The sequence below is a fragment of the Microbacterium sp. AC215 genome (assembly GCF_979258645.1).
In genome coordinates, this window is the sequence record NZ_OZ409869.1 from 1,917,083 (window position 1) to 1,931,931 (window position 14,849).

The 14,849-nt window shown below is 68.7% G+C and carries 14 protein-coding genes; 8 read left to right on the forward strand and 6 right to left on the reverse strand.

The window, feature by feature from the left end; genetic code table 11:
* Nucleotides 1–25: 25 nt before the first annotated feature.
* From ACZZZF_RS09335 to ACZZZF_RS09350, 4 genes are all read right to left on the reverse strand, one after another.
* Entirely contained in the window at nucleotides 26–1,462 is a 1,437-nt protein-coding gene (locus ACZZZF_RS09335) for a GH1 family beta-glucosidase (protein ID WP_295103424.1), read from the reverse strand.
* Between the two features lie 5 nt (nucleotides 1,463–1,467).
* Nucleotides 1,468–2,358, reverse strand: a complete 891-nt coding sequence (locus ACZZZF_RS09340; protein WP_053098590.1) for a carbohydrate ABC transporter permease — start codon at nucleotides 2,356–2,358, stop codon at nucleotides 1,468–1,470.
* The gene (locus ACZZZF_RS09345) at nucleotides 2,355–3,461 is read right to left on the reverse strand and encodes a carbohydrate ABC transporter permease (RefSeq protein ID WP_053098589.1); all 1,107 of its coding nucleotides are present in this window, start codon (nucleotides 3,459–3,461) and stop codon (nucleotides 2,355–2,357) included. The genes ACZZZF_RS09340 and ACZZZF_RS09345 overlap by 4 nt, the downstream gene beginning before the upstream one ends.
* A 112-nt stretch (nucleotides 3,462–3,573) precedes the next feature.
* Nucleotides 3,574–4,881, reverse strand: a complete 1,308-nt coding sequence (locus ACZZZF_RS09350; protein ID WP_072590620.1) for an ABC transporter substrate-binding protein — start codon at nucleotides 4,879–4,881, stop codon at nucleotides 3,574–3,576.
* Between the two features lie 181 nt (nucleotides 4,882–5,062).
* Between ACZZZF_RS09350 and ACZZZF_RS09355 the strand changes: the two genes are divergently transcribed.
* From ACZZZF_RS09355 to purQ, 3 genes are all read left to right on the forward strand, one after another.
* Nucleotides 5,063–5,593 carry an adenine phosphoribosyltransferase gene (locus ACZZZF_RS09355; RefSeq protein WP_394194862.1) on the forward strand — a complete coding sequence of 177 codons (531 nt, stop codon included), beginning with the start codon at nucleotides 5,063–5,065 and terminating at the stop codon, nucleotides 5,591–5,593.
* 80 nt (nucleotides 5,594–5,673) lie between these two features.
* A complete protein-coding gene (gene purS / locus ACZZZF_RS09360; RefSeq protein ID WP_053098586.1) occupies nucleotides 5,674–5,922 on the forward strand; it encodes a phosphoribosylformylglycinamidine synthase subunit PurS in 249 nt (82 codons plus the stop codon).
* A complete protein-coding gene (gene purQ / locus ACZZZF_RS09365) occupies nucleotides 5,919–6,626 on the forward strand; it encodes a phosphoribosylformylglycinamidine synthase subunit PurQ (RefSeq protein WP_053098585.1) in 708 nt (235 codons plus the stop codon). The genes purS and purQ overlap by 4 nt, the downstream gene beginning before the upstream one ends.
* 579 nt (nucleotides 6,627–7,205) lie before the next feature.
* Here the strand turns inward: purQ and ACZZZF_RS09370 are convergent.
* Entirely contained in the window at nucleotides 7,206–8,462 is a 1,257-nt protein-coding gene (locus tag ACZZZF_RS09370; RefSeq protein WP_463498070.1) for a hypothetical protein, read from the reverse strand.
* 155 nt (nucleotides 8,463–8,617) lie between these two features.
* Here ACZZZF_RS09370 and ACZZZF_RS09375 point away from each other — a divergent pair, with 155 nt between their 5' ends.
* Nucleotides 8,618–9,067, forward strand: a complete 450-nt coding sequence (locus ACZZZF_RS09375; RefSeq protein ID WP_053099364.1) for a VOC family protein — start codon at nucleotides 8,618–8,620, stop codon at nucleotides 9,065–9,067.
* On the opposite strand, the gene ACZZZF_RS09380 is transcribed toward ACZZZF_RS09375, so the two are convergent.
* A complete protein-coding gene (locus ACZZZF_RS09380; protein WP_053098583.1) occupies nucleotides 9,064–9,492 on the reverse strand; it encodes a DUF1761 domain-containing protein in 429 nt (142 codons plus the stop codon). The two genes, ACZZZF_RS09375 and ACZZZF_RS09380, sit on opposite strands and share 4 nt — an antisense overlap.
* Nucleotides 9,493–9,631: 139 nt before the next feature.
* Between ACZZZF_RS09380 and ACZZZF_RS09385 the strand changes: the two genes are divergently transcribed.
* From ACZZZF_RS09385 to ACZZZF_RS09400, 4 genes are all read left to right on the forward strand, one after another.
* Nucleotides 9,632–11,293, forward strand: coding sequence for a glycoside hydrolase family 13 protein (locus ACZZZF_RS09385; RefSeq protein ID WP_072590618.1), 1,662 nt, complete (start codon nucleotides 9,632–9,634; stop codon nucleotides 11,291–11,293).
* Between the two features lie 30 nt (nucleotides 11,294–11,323).
* Entirely contained in the window at nucleotides 11,324–12,331 is a 1,008-nt protein-coding gene (locus ACZZZF_RS09390; protein WP_187248936.1) for a LacI family DNA-binding transcriptional regulator, read from the forward strand.
* 46 nt (nucleotides 12,332–12,377) lie between these two features.
* Complete coding sequence (locus ACZZZF_RS09395; protein ID WP_187248937.1) at nucleotides 12,378–13,850, forward strand: alanine/glycine:cation symporter family protein; 1,473 nt, start codon at nucleotides 12,378–12,380, stop codon at nucleotides 13,848–13,850.
* 94 nt (nucleotides 13,851–13,944) lie between these two features.
* The gene (locus ACZZZF_RS09400; RefSeq protein WP_463499933.1) at nucleotides 13,945–14,838 is read left to right on the forward strand and encodes a formylglycine-generating enzyme family protein; all 894 of its coding nucleotides are present in this window, start codon (nucleotides 13,945–13,947) and stop codon (nucleotides 14,836–14,838) included.
* Nucleotides 14,839–14,849 lie beyond the last annotated feature (11 nt).

Below are 14,849 nucleotides of genomic sequence, written 5' to 3' on the forward strand. Positions count from 1 at the left end.
TGCTCCCTGGTGACGCCGCCCGGCGTCAGAGAGCGCGAGCGGCGATGATCCGAGCGTACTCCCGACCGGAGTCCTTCAGACTCCGCTCCTGGGTGTCGTAGTCGACGCGCACGATGCCGAACCGCTTGTCGTAGCCCCAGGCCCACTCGAAGTTGTCGAACATCGACCAGTAGAAGTAGCCGCGCACGTCGACGCCGGCATCCGCCGCATCGAGCACGGCGGCCAGGTGCAGGCGCAGGAACTCGGTGCGGTCCTCGTCGTGCACGCGGGTCTCACCGTCTTCGACGACCGCGACGTCGTCATAGGCGGCACCGTTCTCGGTCATGTACAGCACGGTTCCGGCGGGCTCGGCGTACTCGGTCCACACGCGCTGCAGCAGACGGGTGAGCCCCTCGGGCTGCACCTCCCAGTTCTGCGCCGTGCGGGGCAGTCCGCGTTCGACGGGGTGGATGCCCTCGCTCGACGGATACGGGCTCCGACCGACCCGGTCGGTGGCGGGCCCGCCGCTGAGCGGGGTCCGCTCAGGGGCGGGAGCCGTGCCCGAGACGAAGTCGCCGTGGTAGTAGTTGACGCCCTGCGTGTCGATGCGCTGAGAGATGACGTCGAGGTCGCCGTCGTGCACGGCATCCGTGAAGCGGGCGACGGCATCGGCATCCACCGACCGGATGTCCCGGATGATGTCGTCCGGGTACACGCCCCGGTAGATCGGGTCGAGGAACCAGCGGTTGAACTGGCCGTCGACGCGACGCGCGGCGTCGATGTCTGCGGGGTTGGTCGGATCGGCGGGGTCTGCGACCGTGTGGTTCAGCGTGATGCCGAGATTCAGGCTCGCATCCCGGCCACGCAGCTCACGGACCGTCTCGCCGTGGGCGAGCAGCAGGTGGTGCGCCGAGAGCAGACCCTCGGCGACGCTCGTGTGACCCGGAGCGTGCTCGCCGCCGGTATAAGAGAGGAACGACGAGCACCACGGCTCGTTCAGGGTCGTCCACACGTTCACCCGATCGCCCAGGGCGTCGTGCATCGTGCCGGCGTACTCGAGGAAGCGTCCGACGGTGTCACGGTTGGTCCACCCGCCGGTCTCCTGCAGCGCCTGCGGCATGTCCCAGTGATAGAGCGTCAGCCAGGGCAGGATGTCGTTCGCGAGCAGCTCGTCGACCAGGCGCTCGTAGAAGTCGACGCCCTTCGCGTTGACCGCGCCGCCGTCGGGCCGGACGCGCGACCACGAGGTCGAGAAGCGGTAGGTCTGCAGCCCGAGCTCCTTCATCAGAGCGACGTCCTGCGGATAGCGGTGGTAGTGGTCGCACGCCACATCGCCGTTGTCGCCGCCGATCACGGCGCCGGGCTCCCTGCTGAAGGCATCCCAGATCGACGCGGTGCGCCCGTCTTCGAAAGCCGCCCCTTCGATCTGGTACGCCGCTGTCGCGGCGCCGAACAGGAAGTTCTCGGGAAAGGCACGGGTCATAGGGGTCATCCTTTCACCGCGCCCGCCATGATGCCACTGACCAGCTGCCGGCCCGCCACGACGAACAGGACGAGCAGCGGAAGGGTCGCGAGCACCGCACCGGCGAGCACGATGGAGTAGTCGATGTAGTAGCCGGACTGCAGCTGGCTGAGGGCCGTCTGCAGTGTCGGGTTCTGCGGGGAGAGCACGATCAGCGGCCAGAGGTAATCGGTCCACGCCGTCATGAAGGTGAAGAGGCCGAGGATCGCCATGGCAGGACGAGCGGCGGGGATGCCGACGGTGAGGAACGTGCGGAACTGGTTCGCGCCGTCCATCCGCGCCGCCTCGATCAGCTCGTCCGGGATCACGTCGACCAGGTACTGCCGCATGAAGAAGACGCCGAAGGCGGTGACCAGTGTCGGCACGATGACCGCGCCGATCGATCCGGTCCAGCCGAGCTCCCGCATCAGCATGAACAGCGGGATGATGCCGAGCTGCGTCGGGATCGCCATGGTCGCGATCACGAAGATCATCAGTCCGTCGCGGCCCTTGAAGCGCAGCTTGGCGAAGGCATAGCCGGCCAGCGTCGAGAACGTGACGACCGAGACCGTGATGATCGCCGAGATGAGGAACGAGTTGCCCAGAGCGAGCCAGAACGGGATCGCGTCGAACACCTTGGCGGCGTTGGTGAAGAAGTTGCCGCCGGGGATCAGCGGCAGGGTTTCGCCACGCGTGGCGTTCGTGCCGCTCGCCACGACGACCGACCACCACAGCGGGTAGACGCTGCCGATGATGAACGCGGCGAGCAGGCCGTAGGTGAGGAAGCCGGGGCGGCTGCCGATCCCGGCGTTGCCGCCCACGGCGCCTCGACGGCGGCGGATCTTCTCGGGGACGCTCAGCGCCTGGGTGGCGGTCATCGCGCATTCTCCTCGGTCGTGGTGGCGATCGTCGTGCCGGCGGCGGCCGTCGCGGCTGCGGCGGCAGCGGCGGTGCGGGCTCGTCGGCGCGCGGCGCGGCTCTTCGGAGCATCCCCGGTCGAGATGCGTCGGGAGATCAGGAAGTTGATGACGCCGATGCCGACGATGAGCAGGAACAGCAGGATGGCGACGGCGGATGCTTCGCCGAGGTCCCGGCGGAAGAAGGCGAGCTCCCACAGGAACAGCACGGTCGTCTGGAACTGCCGGTCGCTGCCGCCGATGCCGCCCGCGGTCGAGACGTCGAACAGCCGGGGCTCGGCGAAGATCTGCAGACCGCCGATCGTCGCCGTGATGATCACGAAGATCAGCGTCGGGCGGATCGTGGGGATCGTGATCGAGAAGAACCGGCGAGCAGCGCCGGCTCCGTCGAGGGCTGCCGACTCGTAGAGATCGCGCGGCACCGCCTGCATGGCGGCGAGGAGGATGAGGGCGTTGTAGCCGGTCCAGCGGAAGTTCACCATCACGGCGATCGCGAGGTGCGACAGGGCCGTGTTGTGCTTCCACTCCTGGTCGGCGATGCCGATCAGATTGAGCAGGTTGTTGGCGAGGCCGTCGGCCTCGTTGAAGATGCTCGAGAAGATGATGGCGACGGCGACGGGGGTGACGACGAACGGGATGAGAACGCTCATGCGCCAGAACGTCGGGGCACGCAGGCCGCGGTCGAGGAGGTAGGCGATCACCAGGGCGACCGCGAGCTGCGGGATCGCCGACAGCAGGAAGATGCTCAGGGTGTTGAAGATCGAGTTCCAGAACATCGGGTCGCCGAGGATCTCGACGAAGTTCCCGGCGCCGATGAACTCGCCCTGCCCCTTGAGCAGGTCCCACTCGTGCACGGCCACCCACACCGTGTAGAGCAGCGGGAAGAGTCCGACCAGCCCGAAGAGCAGGAAGAACGGCGAGATGTAGAAGTACGGGGAGGCGTTCTGGTCGAACCGCGAGATGCGGTGCCGCCAGGGACGCCGAGCCGCGGCATCCGTCTTCGGGCTCTTCGCGTCGTTCGACGACGCGGATGCCGTCTCCGAGCGCTCATGCGTGAGGGTCATGACTCTTCCTTGGTCCTGTTCCGGGCTTCCGTGGTGCTCCGGTCGCAGTCCGTGCCGCCCCGGTGAAGGCGGCGCGGCACGAACTGCGACCGGAACGGATGCGGTGGCTGGGTCAGTCGACCAGCTCGTTCAGGAGCTCGACCGCGGCATCCCAGGCGCCCTGGGTGTCGGTCTCGCCACGGTCGAGGCCGCTGAGGGCCGGACCGAAGACGTTCTCCTGAATCACCGAGTCATCGGCGCCCTTGAACTGGGCGACGACGCCCTTGGCACGCTCGGCGAGGATGGCACCGGTGGGTGCGTCGTTGAAGAACGCGTTCGGAGTCGCCTCGGACGAGAGGGTCTCCTGCGCCTTGATCGTCGACGGGAAGTTGCCCGCGGCGGCGGACTGCTTGACCTGCTGCTCGGGCTGCGTCAGCCAGTCGGCGAGGTCGGCCGCGGCCTCCTTGTGCTGCGAGCTCTCGGGGATCGACAGGAATGCGCCGCCCCAGTTGGCTGCGCCGCCGGGGAAGACGTCGGCGAAGTCCCAGCCGGTGGAGGCGTCGCCGCCGCCGGCCTCGACCTGGCCCTGCACGACGCCGAGCATCCAGCCCGGGCAGACGAACGTGGCGAAGGTGCCGTCGACGAACGACTTGCCGCCGTTCCAGTCCCACGCGGTCTGTGCAGCGGACTGACCGCCTTCGGTCGCGGCCCCGAGCAGCTCGAAGCGCTCCTTCAGCTCGGCGTTGTCCTCGACGTTCAGCTCGCCGTCAGAGGTGTAGTACCCCTCGTCGAGCTGGTTGACCATGGCGTTCCAGACGAAACCGGAGTGGTCGTACCAGGCCTTGCCGGTCTTGGCCGTGTACTCGGCGCCGACCGCGAAGTAGTTCTCCCAGTCGCCGTTCAGCAGCTCGGCGACGGACTCGCGGTCGCTGGGCAGGCCGGCTGCCTCGAAGGCGGCGCCGTTGTAGCAGATGCCGCTCGGGCCGATGTCGGTGCCGTAGCCGATCACGCGGCCCTCGGCGTCGGTCGCCTGTCCGTACTTCCAGTCGACCCAGTCGGACTTGCGGTCTTCGATGCCGTAGTCGCGCAGGTCGACGAAGGTGTCGGAGACGTCCATGATCGCGCCGAGCCACCCCTCCTCGATCGCGACAACGTCGCTGAGACCCGAGCCGGCTGCGATCTTCGTGAACGCGTCGGTGCGGGCGTTGCCGCCGGTGTCGATGTTGGTCGCCTCGATCGTGACGTTCGGGTTCGCCTTCTCGTACTCGTCGTAGAGGTCGTCGTATCCGAAGGTGCCGAAGGTGGTGACGGTCAGTGTGACCTTCTCGTCACCGGAAGCGCTGTCGCCGGCATCGGCGGAGGCGCAGCCGGCGAGGGCCAGGGCGGAGACGGATGCGACGGCTGCTGTCGTCAGGATCCGCTTGCGGGCACGTGTGTTCACAGTTCACTCCTTTGTGGTGGGTCGTGCAGTGGTGGTGCGGGTGGTGCTCGGGGTCGTGCGTGGGCTTTCCGTGATGGCTTCCCGTGAGGATTCCTGTGGGAGCGCTCCCACGCACTGTCCAGTGACTCTATGGGAGCGCTCCCACGGTGTCAAGCCCGAGCCTTTCGCGTAGCCTTGACCGGTGCCCGACACCGATCTCTCCCCCGCCCTCGTCCGCGCCGAATCCCTGATCCGCAGCATCGCCGACTATCCCGAGGCGGGGATCATCTTCCGCGACATCACCCCGCTGCTCGCCGACGCCGAGGCTCTGCAGGCGACCACCGATGCGATCATCGCGCCGTTCGCCGGACAGTTCGACGTCGTGGCCGGCATCGAGGCACGCGGCTTCATCCTCGCCGGAGCGGCCGCGATCGCCGCAGGCGTCGGCCTCATCCCGATCCGCAAGGCCGGCAAGCTGCCCCGCCCCGCGGCATCCGTCGACTACGCCCTCGAATACGGCACCGCGACGATCGAGATGCACGACGATCTGCCCGTCGGATCCCGCGTGCTGCTCATCGACGACGTGCTCGCCACCGGGGGCACGCTCGCCGCCGGACGCGAACTGGTCGAGCGCCTGGGCAGCCACGTCGTCGGCATCTCCGTGCTGTTCGAGATCGACGGTCTCGGCGGCCGCGAGGCGATCGGCGACCTGCACACCGTCTTCCACGCCTGAGCCCCGTCACCCGGGAATCGGGCGAGTCCCGAGCCGGTAGACTGGACACGCCCGTCCGCCCGCGACTTCCGGAGCCGTTCATGCCCACCATCGTCGTCGACGTCATGCCCAAGCCCGAACTGCTCGACCCGCAGGGGAAAGCCGTGTCCGGCGCATTCTCCCGTCTGGGCGTCGAGGGCTTCTCCGATGTCCGCATCGGCAAGCGCTTCGAGCTCACCGTCGAAGGCGAGGTCACCGACGAGATCCTCGCCGAGGCCCGCCGCATCGCCGATGAGGTGCTCTCCAACTCCGTGATCGAGGACGTCGTCGGCATCGAGGTCGCCGAGTGACCACGCGCATCGGCGTCATCACCTTCCCGGGCTCGCTCGACGACCGCGACGCCCAGCGCGCCGTGCGCATCGCCGGCGCCGAGCCGGTGGCCCTCTGGCACGGTTCGCACGACCTCGAGGGCGTCGACGCCCTCGTGCTGCCCGGCGGCTTCAGCTACGGCGACTACCTGCGCGCCGGTGCGATCGCCGCGCTCTCGCCGATCATGGCGGAGGTCAAGGACGCCGCGGCCAAGGGCATGCCGATCCTCGGCATCTGCAACGGCTTCCAGATGCTGGTCGAGGCGCACCTGCTGCCCGGCGGCCTGATCCGCAACGATCACCAGCACTTCGTGCGGCGCGATCAGAAGCTGATCGTCGAGAACTCCGACACCGCGTGGACAAACCGCTTCCGCACGGGCCAGGAGATCACGATCCCGCTGAAGAACGCCGACGGCGGGTACATCGCCGACGAGGAGACGCTCGACCGTCTCGAGGGCGAGAACCTCGTGGCATTCCGCTATGCGGGCGTGAACCCGAACGGCTCGCTGCGCGACATCGCCGGACTCACCAACGAGGCGGGCAACGTCGTGGGGCTCATGCCGCACCCCGAGCACGCGACCGAGGCCGGCTTCGGCCCCGACACCTCGGCCGCCATGCGCTCGGGCATCGACGGCGTCGACTTCTTCACCAGCGCGATCGCCGCCGTCGCCCGCGTCGCCGCGTAAGCGGTAGGCGCGCGCAGCCGCGGCCAGTTCCGCACCCGCGCCCGCAGCCGGGGCCAGTTCCGCACCGCGCGCACAGCCGGGGCCAGTTCCGCACCCGCGCGCACAGCCGGGGCCAGTTCCGCACCCGCGCGCACAGCCGGGGCCAGTTCTGCACCCACGCGCACAGCCGGGGCCAGTTCCGATCCCGAATCGCCGGTTTCGGATGCGTTATTGGCCCCGCATCAGCGGAGGATGCGCTTTTGGCCCCGCATCGGCGCGATGACGCCGGCCCCAGCACCGAGGGGGTCGGTTCCGCACCCGCTCGCGCAGCCGGGGCCAGTTCCGCACCGCGCCCGCAGCCGGGGCCAGTTCCGCACCGCGCCCGCAGCCGGGGCCAGTTCCGCACCGCGCCCACAGCCGGGGCCAGTTCCGCACCGCGCGCACAGCCGGGGCCAGTTCCGCACCCACGCGCGCTGCCGGGGCCAGTTCCGCATCTGAAACTGGCGATTCGGGTGCAATAGTGACCCCGCACCGCGCCGGAGGTGCACTAGTGACCCCGCACCGCGCCCGACGTGGCGGCAGGCGTCAGAGCGCGACGGGTCAGTCGACGGGCAGCGCGAAGGGATTGTCGCCTGCGGCGGCGAGCAGGTACCAGGCCGTCGCACCGGTGTGCAGGCTGGCGTAGTAGAGGTCGCCGAAGCCCGAGTCGAGGCCGTCGGTCGACGTCGCCACGATCCCCTTGCCGTCGCCGTTGAGCGCATCGCGCTGACCGAGGCGGATGCTGCTCAGCAGCGACTCCACGCGCTCGGCGTCACCGGGCGCATCGCGCAGCGTGAGAGCGAGCGCCAGGTGGCCGGATCCCTCGAACCACACCTTCGACACGTCGGCGTCGCTGATCGACGCGCCCTGATACTGCCCGTCCGTCGCGATCAGGTGGGTCAGCGTCCAGTCCAGCGAGGTGTCGTAGCGGGGGTCGCGCGTGGCGAGCGAGCTCCAGGTCTGCGCATCGAGGGGAATGGGGCGGGTGTTGACCGTCGACCCGTCCAGCAGGGTGCCCGTGTCGACATGGCCGTCGGCGCTCTGCATCGCGGCCACGAAGGCCGACGCGACGCCCGCGCGATCGGCCCAGACGGAGTCGCCGGTGAGCTGTGCGAGCTGCGTGAAGAAGCCGGCGATATCGCTGTTGTGCTCGGTGGACTTCCACTCCAGCGACGAGCCGTTCTCGAGCTGGCCGCCGGTGTATCCGAAGGGCGCGCGCACCATGTCGGCGGTGTTGTTCTGGATCCATTCGGCGATCTGCACCGCCCCGGCGAGGTACTTCGAGTCGCCGGTCGCGTGGAAGAGACGCGCGAGCGCCATACCGGTCCAGGCCTGGTTGCCGGTGAACGTGCCGGGGCCGGTGATCTCGACCCGCCCCTGACGGATGCCGTGCGGCTCGTACGAGGTGCGCACTCGGCCGTCGCCGATCGGGTCGTTCGCCTGCACGAAGAGCAGGGTGTCGCCGATGGTCCGCGCCCGACGGATGTCGTCGGGGAGCCCGCGTGCCGTGTATGCGATCACGACGAGGGCGTCGTCGTAGACGAACGACGGGGTGAAGTCCCAGGTCGGCAGGTCGGTGAAGAAGCCTCCCTGGTAGCTGCGGGGAAGGCAGTGCCCCGCGCCGTCGCAGAACTCGTCGACGCGCGCATCGAGGAACTCGTAGGCGAGGGCGACCGACAGAGTCGGATCCGGTGCGGCGGTCGGGTCGTCGGCGGGGGCATCACCGGAGGCCGCGGTGGTCACGCCCGCGACCATCGCGGCGGCGATGAGTGCGGCGGCGAGCATCCATGGCGCTGAACGGCGCGATGAACCCGACATGAAGACCCCCTCGGTCTGAACCGCAGTCGGCGACCGCAGGCGACCAGGAGGTCACGTGCAAAATGCTGGCATACCAGGAAGTCTCGGCGGAAGTGGCGAAGGTCTAGTCTTTCGAGGCGCCCGGCGTGTCGCGCCCCGCGAGTAGCATGCGAGCCATGCCCATCACACTGGAGAACGTCGGCATCGCCGTGCGCGACCTCGAGGCGACGATCGCCTTCTTCACCGATCTCGGCCTCACCGTGCTCGGTCGGGACGAGGTCAGCGGCGAATGGGCCGACACCGCCGTCGGCCTCGACGGCAACCACGCGAAGATCGCCGTGCTGCAGACACCCGACGGCCACGGTCAGCTCGAGCTGTTCGAATACATCCATCCCGACGCGATCGAGACCGAGCCGACCCTGCCGAACGAGATCGGGATGCACCGGGTGGCGTTCTCCGTCGACGACATCGACGAGTCCCTGGCCATCGCTGCCCGGCACGGATATCACCCGCTGCGAGGAGTCGCGAACTACCAGGACGTCTACCGGCTCACCTATCTGCGCGGCCCGAGCGGGATCCTCGTCATGTTCGCGCAGGACCTCACGACGGATGCCGCGGCGAGCTAGCCGAGAGCCGGCGGCCAGACGCCGATGATCACGGCCATGACCACGATCGTGACGATCTCGTGTGCGATGTTCATGGTGGTCAACGCCGTCGGGCGACCCTCGAAGGCGTCGTGCGTGATGAACCGCGCGGCCGTGAACCCGGCCCACAGCAGCACGCCGGTGACGACGGCGGCCCAGAAGAACGATCCGTCGTAGAAGTGCCAGGCGATCGCGGATGCTCCGGCGAGCACCCACGCCGTCGCGAAGCTCACGATCACGGTGGTGATGATCGCCATCGTCGCGCTCGCCCCCGGACGGTCCATGTCGACGTTCGCGAGCTTCGACCAGCGGGTGCCGAACACCTTCGGCGCGTACCAGATCGAGCCGACGATCATGCTCGAGGCGGTCGCGAGCAGAACGGCCCAGTAGTTGATCTCGGGAACCATGACAGCCTCCTGTGGTCGGATGCCCGAAGCATACTCCCGGGCCTGCAAGCGGCTGCGGACCGGCGCAGAATATCGGATCCCCGAATCGATTCGATGGTCGCTCTGGCAATCATGTAAGCGTTTGCACTAATCTGTTGCCATGGCACAGCTTGAGCAGATCGCAGCCCCCGGTTCCGAGTGGTGGCGCAGCGCGGTCATCTACCAGATCTACCCCCGTTCGTTCGCCGACGCCTCGGGCGACGGCATCGGCGACCTGCCCGGCATCACCAGCCGGCTCGACTCGCTGAAGGAGCTCGGCGTCGACGCGATCTGGCTGAGCCCGTTCATGACGAGCCCCCAGCGGGACGCCGGCTACGACGTCGCCGACTACCGCGACGTCGACCCGCTGTTCGGCACCCTCGACGACTTCGACACGATGCTGAACGAGGCGCACGCCCGCGGCATCCGCGTCGTGGTCGACCTGGTCCCCAACCACTCGTCGGCGCAGCACGCCTGGTTCCAGGAGGCCCTCAAGGCTGCTCCCGGCAGCCCCGAGCGCGCGCGGTACATCTTCCGCGACGGCAAGGGCAAGAACGGCGAGCTGCCCCCGAACAACTGGGAGTCCGTCTTCGGCGGCGGCATGTGGGAGCGCGTGACCGAGGCCGACGGCACGCCGGGCCAGTGGTACCTGCACATCTTCGACCCGACGCAGCCCGACTTCGACTGGAACAACGAAGAGGTGCGCGAGGAGTTCCGCTCGATCCTGCGCTTCTGGCTCGACCGCGGCGTCGACGGCTTCCGGGTCGACGTGGCCCACGGCATGATCAAGGCCGACGGCCTGCCCGACTACACGCCCCCGGCAGACGCCGACTCGATGGGCGGCGGCGAGGCGAACGTGCCGTACTGGGGCCAGGACGGCGTGCACGACATCTACCGCGACTGGCACAAGGTGCTGGCCGAGTACGACGGCGACCGCGCGCTGTGCGGTGAGGCCTGGATGCCGACGCTCAAGCAGACCGCCCTGTGGGTGCGCCCCGACGAGATGCACCAGACCTTCAACTTCCCCTACCTCATGACCGAGTGGGACGCGAAGGCTCTGGGGTCTGTCATCCGCGAATCCCTCGACGCGTTCGGCGAGGTCGGCGCACCCAGCACCTGGGTGCTGTCGAACCACGACGTCGTGCGCCACGCGTCGCGACTCGCGCTCACGGCCGAGAACCCGCAGGGCGAGGGCATCGGCCCGAACACCCCGCACAAGCCCGACACCGCCATCGGACTCGCCCGCGCTCGCGCGGCGACGACCGTGATGCTCGCGCTTCCGGGTTCGGCATACCTCTACCAGGGCGAGGAGCTGGGCCTGCCCGAGGCGATGGAGATCCCCGACGCCTTCCGTCAGGACCCGACGTGGTTCCGCACCAACGGCGAGCGCTACGGTCGCGACGGATGCCGTGTGCCGCTGCCGTGGGAGGCGGATGCTCCGGCGTTCGGCTTCAACGAGACCGGTGCGTCGTGGCTGCCCCAGCCCGCCGACTGGGCGTCGTACTCGCGCGACGTCGAAGAGGTCGACCCCGCCTCGACGCTGGCGCTCTACAAGCGCCTGCTCGCCGGACGGCGTGAGCACGGCTTCGGCAGCGGATCGCTCGTCTGGGAAGACGCCGGCGCAGATGCGGTGGCGTTCCGCCGCGGCGACGTGCACGTGCTCGCGAACCTCGGCACCGAGCCGCTGCCGCTGCCGACCGACGCGTTCGTGATCCTGCAGAGCCAGCCGTTCGACGGTGGCGCCGTGCCGGTCGACACCGCGGTCTGGTACACCAAGGCGTAACGTCGCATCACGTTCCGGAGAGGATCCCCCATGGCGAGCATCGATGAGGTCGCCCGGCTCGCCGGCGTCTCGACCGCGACGGTCTCGCGCGCGCTGAGCGGCCGAGGCCATGTGTCGGAGTCGGCCCGCCTGCGCGTGCAGGAGGCGGCATCGGCGCTCGGCTACGTCGTGTCCTCCCGCGCGTCGAGCCTGGCATCGGGCCGCACCCGCAACATCGGGGTCGTGGTGCCCTTCCTCGACCGATGGTTCTTCAGCACCGTGCTGTCGGGGGTGTCGTCCGCGCTGATGCGCGAGGGCTACGACATCACCCTCTACAACATCACCGCCGACAAGGACGTGCGCCGCCACGTGTTCGACACCTTCCTGCGGCGGCAGCGAGTGGATGCGGTGATCGCGGTGTCGATCGAGCTCGACGACGACGAGACGCAGTACCTGCTCGACCTCGGCCTGCCGGTGATCGCGATCGGCGGGCCGAACCCCAAGCTCGACACCCTCACCGTCGACGACGTCGCCGTGGCCCAGCTGGCGACCGAGCACCTGATCGGTCTCGGACACCGCGACATCGCCCACATCGGCGCGAACCCCGAGTTCGACATCGACTTCCACATCCCGACGAATCGTCGCCTGGGCTTCGAGAAGGCACTGGCGAAGGCCGGCATCCCTCTGAATCCGGCCTTCCTCGAGCCCGCCGACTTCACGGTCGAGGGCGGATACCGCGCGGCGAAGCAGCTGCTCGGACGCCCCGGCCCGCGACCCACCGCCGTGTTCGCGGCATCCGACGAGATGGCGATCGGGGCGATCCTCGCCGCCCGCGACCTCGGATTCGCCGTGCCGGACGACCTCTCGATCGTCGGCATCGACGGTCACGAGCTCGGCGAGTTCTTCCGACTCAGCACCGTCGACCAGTTCCCCCTCGGGCAGGGCGAGCGTGCGGCGGATGCCGTGCTCGCGAAGCTCGCCGACGGCGAAGCCGCGGGAATACCGGCCGAGCTCCCCTACGAGCTGAACGTCCGAGGCACGACCGCGCGCTTGGTCTAGAAGCGGAATATCACCACGGGCGCCAGCATGCCGCCATACTGATGCGATGGACGCGCTCAACGATTTCGTGCTCTCTGCCGGCGATGGGCTCTGGACGTGGGTGGTGCTGCCGATCCTCGTGGTCCTCGGCCTGTACTTCACCGCGCGATCGGGCGTGGTGCAGTTCCGGCTGATACCGGAGATGTTCCGCACCCTCACCGACCGGACACCCCGGAAGGAGAACGGCGAGCCGCAATCGGTCTCGGCGTTCCAGGCGTTCACGATCTCAGCGGCCTCCCGCGTCGGCGTCGGGAACATCGCGGGCGTCGGCACAGCGATCGCCATCGGCGGCCCCGGCGCGATCTTCTGGATGTGGACGATGGCGTTCATCGGCGGTGCGTCGAGCTTCATCGAGTCGACCCTCGGCCAGGCGTTCAAGGTCCGCGACAAGGACGGCTTCCGCGGCGGTCCCGCGTACTACATGCAGCACGGACTCAAGGCGCGCTGGATGGGCATCCTGTTCGCCGTCATCCTGATCGTCTGCTTCCCCTTCGCCTTCAGCTCCCTGCAGGCGAACACGATCAGCGCCACCGTCTCCTCGAGCTTCGGCGGCGAAGTGGGCTGGATCCCCTGGGTCGTCGGCATCATCCTGGCCGTCCTGACCGCCCTCGTCGTCTTCGGTGGCATCCGTCGCATCGCCAGCGTCACGCAGGCGGTCGTCCCGGCCATGGCGCTGGGATACCTGCTGCTCGGCCTCGTGATCGTCGGTATGAACTTCGAGCGCCTCCCCGAGGTGTTCGCCTCGATCTACACCCAGGCGTTCGGGTTCAACGAGGTCGTCGGGGCCGCACTCGGAACCATCATCATGACCGGCGTCAAGCGCGGCATGTTCTCGAACGAGGCGGGTCTTGGCTCTGCGCCGAACGCGGGCGCCACCGCCGCCGTGACCCACCCGGTGAAGCAGGGACTCGTCCAGACCCTCGGGGTCTACTTCGACACGTTCCTCGTCTGCTCGATCACGGCGTTCATCATCCTGGTGTCCACGCCCGACCTCGCGAACGCAACCCGGGGCATCGGGCTCACGCAGAATGCGATCGTGAGCAACCTCGGCGAATGGTCGAACATCCTCCTGAGCATCATCATCTTCCTGCTGGCGTTCAGCTCGATCCTCGGCAACTACTACTACGGCGAATCCAACATCGAGTTCATCAGCAGCCGACCCGCCGTCCTCACCGCCTACCGCGTGCTCGTCGTCGCGATCATCTTCCTCGGATCGATCGCCTCGGCGGACATCATCTGGAACACGGCCGACGGCATCATGGGGCTCATGGCGATCGTGAATCTCGTGGCGATCGCGCTCCTGTCGGGCATCGCGTTCAAGCTGCTGCGCGACTACTCCGATCAGCGGCGCGCGGGGCTCGACCCTGTCTTCACCCGCGCGCGGATGCCCGAGGTCACGGGGATCCAGTGCTGGGAGGACGAGCTGAGCGTCACCGGTCCGATCCCCGTCCAGGGCGAGCAGCGCACCCGCCGGGGCTAGCGCGCGGCTGGTCGGCTAACCCGGCGCGGGCGACCGTGGCCGCTCCCGCTCCGGCGCGGACGCTACGCTGACGCGGGTGACGAACATTCGCGACATGGTGCTGATCCCCGGCGGAACCTTCCGGATGGGGTCCGAGGACTTCTACCCCGACGAGCGCCCGGTGCACGAGCGCGAGGTCGCCTCGTTCGAGATCGACCGCTACGAGGTGACCAACGCGCAGTACGCGGAATTCGTCGACGCCACGGGATATATCACCGTGGCCGAGCGGCCTCTCGACCCGGCTGCCTTTCCGGATGCGGATCCGAAGGACCTCGTGCCCGGTTCCATGGTCTTCACGCCGACCGCCGGCCCGACCGACCTGCGCAACTGGCGCAACTGGTGGCGCTGGCAGGCTGGCGCCTCCTGGCGGCATCCGTTCGGCCCCGACTCGTCGATCGACGATCGGCTGCAGCATCCGGTCGTGCACATCGCGTTCGAGGACGCGGTCGCCTACGCCGACTGGGTCGGGATGCGGCTGCCCACCGAAGCCGAGCACGAGTACGCCGCCCGGGGCGGGGTCGACGGTGCGCCGTTCGCCTGGGGCGACGAGATCTACCCCGGCGGCGAGGCGCAGGCGAACTCCTGGCTGGGTCGCTTCCCGTATGACAATCAGGGCGTCGGCGGCACGGCCCCGGTCGGGTCGTACGCCCCCAACGGCTACGGACTCTACGACATGATCGCGAATGTCTGGGAGTGGACGAGCGACTTCTACACGCCGCGGCATCTGAAGCTGTCGGACAAGCCGGTGGATCCCGGCAAGCGCGCGAACCTGTTGGCAGCGGCGAGCGCGCAGGAGGGCTTCCCGAGCATCCCGCGCCGGGTGCTGAAGGGCGGATCACACCTGTGCTCCCCCGACTACTGCCTGCGCTTCCGCCCGGCCGCCCGCTCGCCCCAGGCGGAGGACACCGGCATGTCGCACATCGGATTCCGCCTCACCCGCTCCGTGTGAGGCCCCCCTGG

Excerpts from the sequence above, each read along its gene's own strand:
- ACZZZF_RS09345 (WP_053098589.1), bottom strand. The coding sequence starts at position 3,461 with ATGACCCTCACGCATGAGCGCTCGGAGACGGCATCCGCGTCGTCGAAC.
- ACZZZF_RS09335 (WP_295103424.1), bottom strand. The coding sequence starts at position 1,462 with ATGACCCGTGCCTTTCCCGAGAACTTCCTGTTCGGCGCCGCGACAGCG.
- purS (WP_053098586.1), top strand. The coding sequence starts at position 5,674 with ATGCCCACCATCGTCGTCGACGTCATGCCCAAGCCCGAACTGCTCGAC.
- ACZZZF_RS09340 (WP_053098590.1), bottom strand. The coding sequence starts at position 2,358 with ATGACCGCCACCCAGGCGCTGAGCGTCCCCGAGAAGATCCGCCGCCGT.
- ACZZZF_RS09390 (WP_187248936.1), top strand. The coding sequence starts at position 11,324 with ATGGCGAGCATCGATGAGGTCGCCCGGCTCGCCGGCGTCTCGACCGCG.
- ACZZZF_RS09380 (WP_053098583.1), bottom strand. The coding sequence starts at position 9,492 with ATGGTTCCCGAGATCAACTACTGGGCCGTTCTGCTCGCGACCGCCTCG.
- ACZZZF_RS09385 (WP_072590618.1), top strand. The coding sequence starts at position 9,632 with ATGGCACAGCTTGAGCAGATCGCAGCCCCCGGTTCCGAGTGGTGGCGC.
- ACZZZF_RS09395 (WP_187248937.1), top strand. The coding sequence starts at position 12,378 with ATGGACGCGCTCAACGATTTCGTGCTCTCTGCCGGCGATGGGCTCTGG.
- ACZZZF_RS09375 (WP_053099364.1), top strand. The coding sequence starts at position 8,618 with ATGCCCATCACACTGGAGAACGTCGGCATCGCCGTGCGCGACCTCGAG.
- ACZZZF_RS09370 (WP_463498070.1), bottom strand. The coding sequence starts at position 8,462 with ATGTCGGGTTCATCGCGCCGTTCAGCGCCATGGATGCTCGCCGCCGCA.
- ACZZZF_RS09400 (WP_463499933.1), top strand. The coding sequence starts at position 13,945 with ATGGTGCTGATCCCCGGCGGAACCTTCCGGATGGGGTCCGAGGACTTC.